At 71.0% G+C, this 6,169-nt stretch carries 5 protein-coding genes; 2 read left to right on the top strand and 3 right to left on the bottom strand.

Translation table 11 applies throughout. The features are described from left to right. Positions 1-387: 387 nt before the first annotated feature. The 3 genes from FXO23_RS34035 to FXO23_RS34025 all read right to left on the bottom strand — a co-directional run bounded on the left by FXO23_RS34035 (position 388) and on the right by FXO23_RS34025 (position 3,414). Positions 388-1,608: an LAGLIDADG family homing endonuclease gene (locus tag FXO23_RS34035; protein ID WP_158889892.1), complete on the bottom strand. Its 1,221-nt coding sequence runs from the start codon at positions 1,606-1,608 to the stop codon at positions 388-390. A gap of 136 nt (positions 1,609-1,744) precedes the next feature. Then, positions 1,745-2,326 carry a GNAT family N-acetyltransferase gene (locus tag FXO23_RS34030; RefSeq protein WP_158889890.1) on the bottom strand — a complete coding sequence of 194 codons (582 nt, stop codon included), beginning with the start codon at positions 2,324-2,326 and terminating at the stop codon, positions 1,745-1,747. A gap of 62 nt (positions 2,327-2,388) precedes the next feature. Further along, positions 2,389-3,414 carry a sigma-70 family RNA polymerase sigma factor gene (locus tag FXO23_RS34025; RefSeq protein WP_158889888.1) on the bottom strand — a complete coding sequence of 342 codons (1,026 nt, stop codon included), beginning with the start codon at positions 3,412-3,414 and terminating at the stop codon, positions 2,389-2,391. Positions 3,415-3,626: 212 nt separating this feature from the next. Between FXO23_RS34025 and FXO23_RS34020 the strand changes: the two genes are divergently transcribed. Together FXO23_RS34020 and FXO23_RS34015 are read left to right on the top strand one after the other, a co-directional pair. Then, on the top strand, positions 3,627-4,553 hold the full coding sequence (locus FXO23_RS34020; protein WP_158889886.1) for an aminoglycoside phosphotransferase family protein: 927 nt from the start codon (positions 3,627-3,629) through the stop codon (positions 4,551-4,553). Positions 4,554-4,681: 128 nt separating this feature from the next. Next, the gene (locus FXO23_RS34015) at positions 4,682-6,142 is read left to right on the top strand and encodes a benzaldehyde dehydrogenase (protein WP_158889912.1); all 1,461 of its coding nucleotides are present in this window, start codon (positions 4,682-4,684) and stop codon (positions 6,140-6,142) included. Positions 6,143-6,169: the final 27 nt, after the last annotated feature.

The following is a 6,169-nucleotide window of genomic DNA, read 5'->3' as shown; positions in this document are numbered from 1 at the left end:
GCCCCGCCACCGCTACGCTGGCCACGAGGTCTCCGGTAAGGCAAGGGTTTTCTTGGTCGTTAACCCCTCTACCGGAGACCTCACCTACATGATCAACGACACGCCGTCACACGCCCCCCAACTTCTGAAACACGGCCTAGCCGGACTGACCCCCGACGGCGGACTCGGCTGGTTCCTCCCCCGCACGATCGGCCCGGCGCGCGCCGCCGACTTGATCCTCACCAGAGGCCAAGGTTGTCTCGCCGCGGGTTGCCGAACCGGACAAACCGCGCCGAGACGGGTACTACCGCTGGGCACGTGCGGCTGTTCGGCTTCAGGCGCTGTGCCGCAGGCCCGGCGCATCTGTCGGGACGCTGTCGTCGTCCTCGGTATCCCGGTCGTCACCGATCAACCTCGACCTCTGACTTGCCCGGTGGGTAGCGAACGCGTTTGCTGCCGGGGTCGGCAGGTCCGTGACCGGGGCACCCGTTGGCCGACGGTGGCTGACTGTGCCGGATAGAGCGCGTTGTGTGACGAGCAGTTGTGGCTGACCACGCCGTTCGCGATGAAGTCCCCGGTGCCCGTGGTGATGTCGAACAGCGGCAGTTCGACGTTCATCGGCTCGACCGCGGTGACCGCGAGGTGTGCCGGGGCCTTGATGGTCGCCCCGTCGATCGTCCGCTTGCGGGTGACCGCGGGGTCGACCGTGTGGAAGAAGCGGAGCTGCTCGGCGAGCCCGCCCTCCAGTTTCACCGTGCGCGCCCCCTCGGCCGTCCGGCGCTCCTCCATCGAATACCGGAACACCAAGCGGGTCAGCGCGAAGCGGACGGCTTCGAGAATCTCCGGATCGGTGCTGGAAATCCGCAGCACACCATGCGCGTACCGCCCCTCGGCGTCGAAGACACCGGCGAGGAATCCCTTGTGCCAGGCCTCATCGGGCGCCACCGGCAGTTCGGCGAACTCCGCTTCGGACTCGAATCCCGCCCGGTAGTCCTGCGCCCGCACCAGCGCCTCGACATCCACCGAGTTGTCGCGTTTGGACATTCCACGCAGGTAGCCCATCCGGTACTCGACGGTGTCGCCCGGCCCCGGGGCGAAATCGCCGGTTCCGGTCAGCCGGTTGCGCGTGGTCAGATGCGGCCGCTGGGCGACCCCGAACCGGGTGCCCGTCACGTGCTTCCAGCCGCGGTCGGTGAGGAAGCGGTGATCACCGCTGGCGATCAGCTGGGTGCCGTCCTCCAGGGTGATCCGGTACGCGAGCTTGATGGTCGACCAGTGCGCGAGCACGCGGGTCGGCACGTAGCGCCGGATCCGGCCCTGCAGGCGCGTGCCGTAGATCTCGTCGTCGACCTTGAGCTCGGCGAGCGGTTTGGTCCGGCCGTCGGCCATCAGGATCGCGGTGTCCCCGGAGAGGCAGTAGGTGCACGCGTGCGAGCAGCCGCGATAGGGGTTCACCGTCCAGCCGAACGGCAGCGCGGAACCGCCCGGCACCTTGTTCAGCACCGAGCGGGCCCGCACCTCGTGGAACGTGACCCCGTTGAATTCCGGCGAGCGCACCGACCGCAGCAGGCCCGCCATCCCCAGCAGGGCCTGCTCGGCGCCGTCGACTCGTTGACTGTCCCATCTCACGCTTGCCAGTCGAACACATGTTCGATACGCTGTCAAACAGCAGACCCGAAGAGTCGAGCAGAGGAGGTGGTACTCATGAAGTGATCAGCTGATGACGAGCGAGCCTCGTTCGCCATCGGGTCCACAAAGGACACGGTCAGCCGGTGACCGTCGCGGCATCCCGGGCACGCACCGCCGCCCGCCACTCCGGTGCGAGCACCGACCAGATCTCGACGTCGTGCCGTTTTCCCCGGTATGGGAAGCTTTCCCGCAGCACGCCGTCCTTGGTCATGCCGAGCCGTCGGGCGACGGCGATACTGGCCTCGTTCCCCGCCGAGACCCGCCACTCCACGCGGTGGACGTCCCGTTCCTCGATGACCCAGTCGATGATCACGCGCGCGGCCCTGGTCACCAGGCCTTTGCCCACTGCCGACGGCTCCAGCCAGCAGCCGGCCTCGGCGGTGCCGCGCTCGAGGTCCATCGTCCGGAAGAGGACTCCGCCGAGCAGCTTGCCGTCCACCCAGATGCCGTGGATCCGCCCGGCGTCGGCCGCGGCCTTCTCCGCGTACGACCGGAGGAACGAGCGGCTCGACTCGAGGTCCGTGACCATGTCCGGCAGCGTGATGAATCGCCCGATGAACTCGCGCCCCCGGTCCACATTGGCGAGGAACTCCTCGGCGTGCCACGGCTCGAGCGGGCGCAGCTCCGCGCCGTCATCGCCCAAGGAAATCGCGTACATCGCCGCCCCCTTCGTGAAAACCAGCGCATACCGCGAATCGATCCTCGCACAGGCGGTGTCGATCAGGCAGTGCTTTGTCCGGCAGTGCCCTGTGCGGCGGCGCCTTGTCCGGCGGTGTCCGGGTGGGTCTGGGGCAGGCCGAACAGGTCGAACAGGCCGGGATCACCGAACACCACGATCCGCGCGATACCCGTGGAGGTGACCGTGAGCACGACGATTCCGTACGCCCGGTAGCCACCGTCGTCGCCGCGCTGGTACGCCGCCGCGGCGGGCTGCCCGTTGGCGGTGGTGGGCACCATCCGCCAGTCGCCGGGGGCGCCGAGACCGGCGACCGCGTGGGTGCGGGCGTCGCCACCGGCGAACCAGGTCGTGGACGGCGTCAGCTCCAGCGTGGCGTCCTGTCGCAGCAGGTGGCTCAGGGCCGCCGCGTCGGCGTTCTCGAAGGCCGCGATGTACTGGCCGAGCAGTGCGCGGGCCTCCGGTTCGGTGGGTTCGGCGACCTCGTCCGCGGTGGGCGTCACCTGTTCGAGCCGGGCGCGGGCGCGCTGCAGCGTGCTCTTGACCGCCGCGGTGGTGGTGCCGAGCAGTTCGGCCACCTCGGCGGCCGGCCAGGCCAGGACCTCGCGCAGGATCAGCACCGCCCGCTGCCGGGCGGGCAGGTACTGCAGGCTGGCGATGAGCGCGAGCCGGAGGCCCTCGCGCGAGGCGACGACGGCCGCCGGGTCGTCCGCCTCCGGGGTCACCAGGGCGTCGGGAATGGGCTGCAGCCACGCGATCTCCGATCCCGCGGCCTCCGGCTCCACGCCGGGGTCGCCGAGACCGGAGGGCAGCTGACGCCGCCCGCGGTGCTGGAGCGCGGTGAGGCAGGCGTTGGTCGCGATCCGGTAGAGCCAGGAACGCAGGGAAGACCGGCCCTCGAATCCGGCGTAGGCGCGCCACGCCCGCAGGTAGGTCTCCTGGACGAGATCCTCGGCGTCGTGCACCGAGCCGAGCATGCGGTAGCAGTGCGCCAGCAGTTCGCGCCGGAACGGCTCGGTGTCCCGGACGAAATCCCGATCGTCCCGCTCAGCGCTTGCTTCCTGCGACATCGCCTCTCCTCCAGCCGTGCGGCGGACACCGTCATCCGAACAGACCCGACCGCGCGCGAAAAGGAATCGCTGCCCAGCTCCGCGGCTGCCAAGAGGATCATTCCGGGTAGGGTGCGGGTATGCGTTGACGCCTGCCCGGTAGCCGGGCACCGCCCCGAACTCCTTCGTGCCGACACCACCGAACCCGGAATCCACGAAGGAGAACCCCCGAGATGAGCACCTCGCTGCCCATCGAAGTACCCGATGCGCTGGTCGCGTCGCACCGGGACGCGACCGGTCGCGCCTGGATCGCCGCGTTGCCGGAACTCGTAACGGATCTCTTGGACCACTGGTCGTTGCGGCGGGACGGCCCCGCGCGCCATGGCATGGCCTCGCTCGTGCTACCCGTGCTCCGCGCCGACGGCCTGCCGGCCGCGCTCAAACTCCAGCCGGTCAACGAGGAGAACGTCGGCGAAGCGGTCGGCCTGCGCGCCTGGCAGGGCGACGGCGCCGTGCGGCTGCTCGACCACGATCCCGGCACCGGCTCGCTCCTGCTGGAACGGCTGGACGCCGAGCGCCCGCTGTCCTCGCTGCCCGATGACCGGGCGGCCCTGCGGATCCTCGCCGAGTTGCTGTCGCGGCTGGTGGCGGTGCCCGCCCCGGCGGGGCTTCGGCGCCTCGCCGATGTCGCCGCCGCCATGCTCGAGCAGGTTCCGCTCGCCGTACCGGTGCTGCGCGACCCGGCCGAGCGGAGGCTGGTGCGGACGTGCGCGGCCGCGGTGACCGAGCTGATCGGCGAACTCGGGGATCGGCTGCTGCACTGGGATCTGCACTACGACAACATCCTCGCGGCGCACCGGGAACCCTGGCTGGCCATCGACCCCAAGCCGCTGGCCGGGGATCCCGGCTTCGAACTGCTGCCCGCACTGGGCAACCGCTGGGACGACGTGGTGGCCCGCGGCGACCTCGCCCGCGAAGTGCTGCACCGGTTCGACCTGCTGACCGAGGTCCTCGGCATCGAACGGCACCGGGCGGCCGGGTGGACGCTCGGCCGCGTGCTACAGAACGCCCTGTGGGATGTGGAGGACGGCGGAACCGCGCTGGATCCGGCGCAGGTCACCATCGCCACCACCCTGCTCGGTCACCGCCAGCGCGGCTGAGCGGACCGGCGGCTCGACGAACGGAGCGATCGGCGTTCCATTCAATGGAAAGCACGGTGGAGCCGATCAGCCCGCACTGACCATGCTGTGCCGGAATGGCGAAGCGATGGGAGTCCAGGGGTGTGCGGGTGAGCTTTCTCGACGAGGAGAAGTGGTCGGGCCGGATCTTCTCCGGCACCTGGGAGCGGGCCGCCGGAGGCGACTTCGCCGTCGTCGAACCGGCGACCGGCGGGGAACTCGGCCGCGTCGGCGCGGGCGCGGCCGGGGACCTCGCCAACTCGGCCGCCCGCGCGGCCGAGGCCCAGCGGGCCTGGGCGGCCACCCCGTTCCAAGAACGGGCCGCGGTGCTGCGCCGCGCCGGTGATCTGTGGACCCAGCACGCGGAAGAGCTGGGGAGCTGGCTGATCCGCGAGGCCGGTTCCGTGCCCGGCAAGGCCGACTTCGAACTGCACGTGGCCGCGCAGGAGTGCTACGAGGCCGCCACGCTGCCGTCGCGACCGCTCGGGGAACTGCTGCCCAGCGAGGCGCCCCGGCTCAGCATGGCGCGCCGGGTCCCGGCGGGGGTGGTCGGCGTGATCGCGCCGTTCAACGCGCCGCTGATCCTGTCGATCCGCTCGGTGGCCCCGGCGCTGGCGCTGGGCAACGCGGTCGTGCTCAAACCGGATCCGCGCACCGCGGTGTGCGGCGGGGTCGCGCTGGCGCGGGTGTTCGAAGAAGCCGGGCTCCCGCCGGGTGTGCTGCACGTGCTGCCCGGCGGCGCCGACCTCGGCGCGGCCCTGGTCCAGGACCCGCGCGTCCGGGTCATCTCGTTCACCGGTTCGACCGCGGCCGGGCGCGCGGTCGGCGAACTCGCCGGGCGGCACCTCAAGCGGGCACATCTCGAGCTGGGCGGGAACTCCGCGCTGATCGTGCTGGACGACGCCGACCTGGAGCAGGCGGTCGGCGCGGCGGCCTGGGGATCGTTCTTCCACCAGGGGCAGATCTGCATGACCACCGGCCGGCACCTGGTGCACGCCAAGGTGTACGACGAGTACGTGGAACGGCTGTCCGCCAAGGCGGAACGGCTGCCGGTCGGCGATCCGGCCACCCAGGACGTCGCGCTCGGCCCGATCATCGACGCCGGGCAGCGGGACAAGATCCACAACCTGGTGACCACCAGCGCGGACGCGGGCGCCCGGATCGCCGCGGGCGGGACGTACCAGGACCTGTTCTACCGCCCGACCGTGCTCGCCGACGCGGGACCGTCGATCCCCGCCTACGACCAGGAGGTCTTCGGCCCGGTCGCGTCGGTCGCCCGGTTCACCGATCTGGACGACGCCGCGAAACTGGCGGCCGACAGCGAATACGGTCTGTCGCTGGGCATCCTGACCGCGGACGCGGCCAAGGGTCTCGCGCTCGCCGAGCGCATCCCGACCGGGATCGCGCACATCAACGACCAGACGGTCAACGACGAGGCACACGCCCCGTTCGGCGGTGTGCTCGCCTCCGGCACCGGGTCCCGCTTCGGCGGCGCGCAGGCGAACATCGAGGCGTTCACCGAGACCCGGTGGATCACCTTGCGCGGCGATATCGCGGGGTATCCGCTCTGATCGCCGGGTATCGCCGCTGACCGGCGG

This window comes from Amycolatopsis anabasis, assembly GCF_009765355.1.
In the GTDB taxonomy this organism is placed as follows: Bacteria; Actinomycetota; Actinomycetes; order Mycobacteriales; family Pseudonocardiaceae; genus Amycolatopsis; species Amycolatopsis anabasis.
Note: the sequence above shows the minus strand (reverse complement) of the source record. Positions and strands in the feature narration are given on the sequence as shown.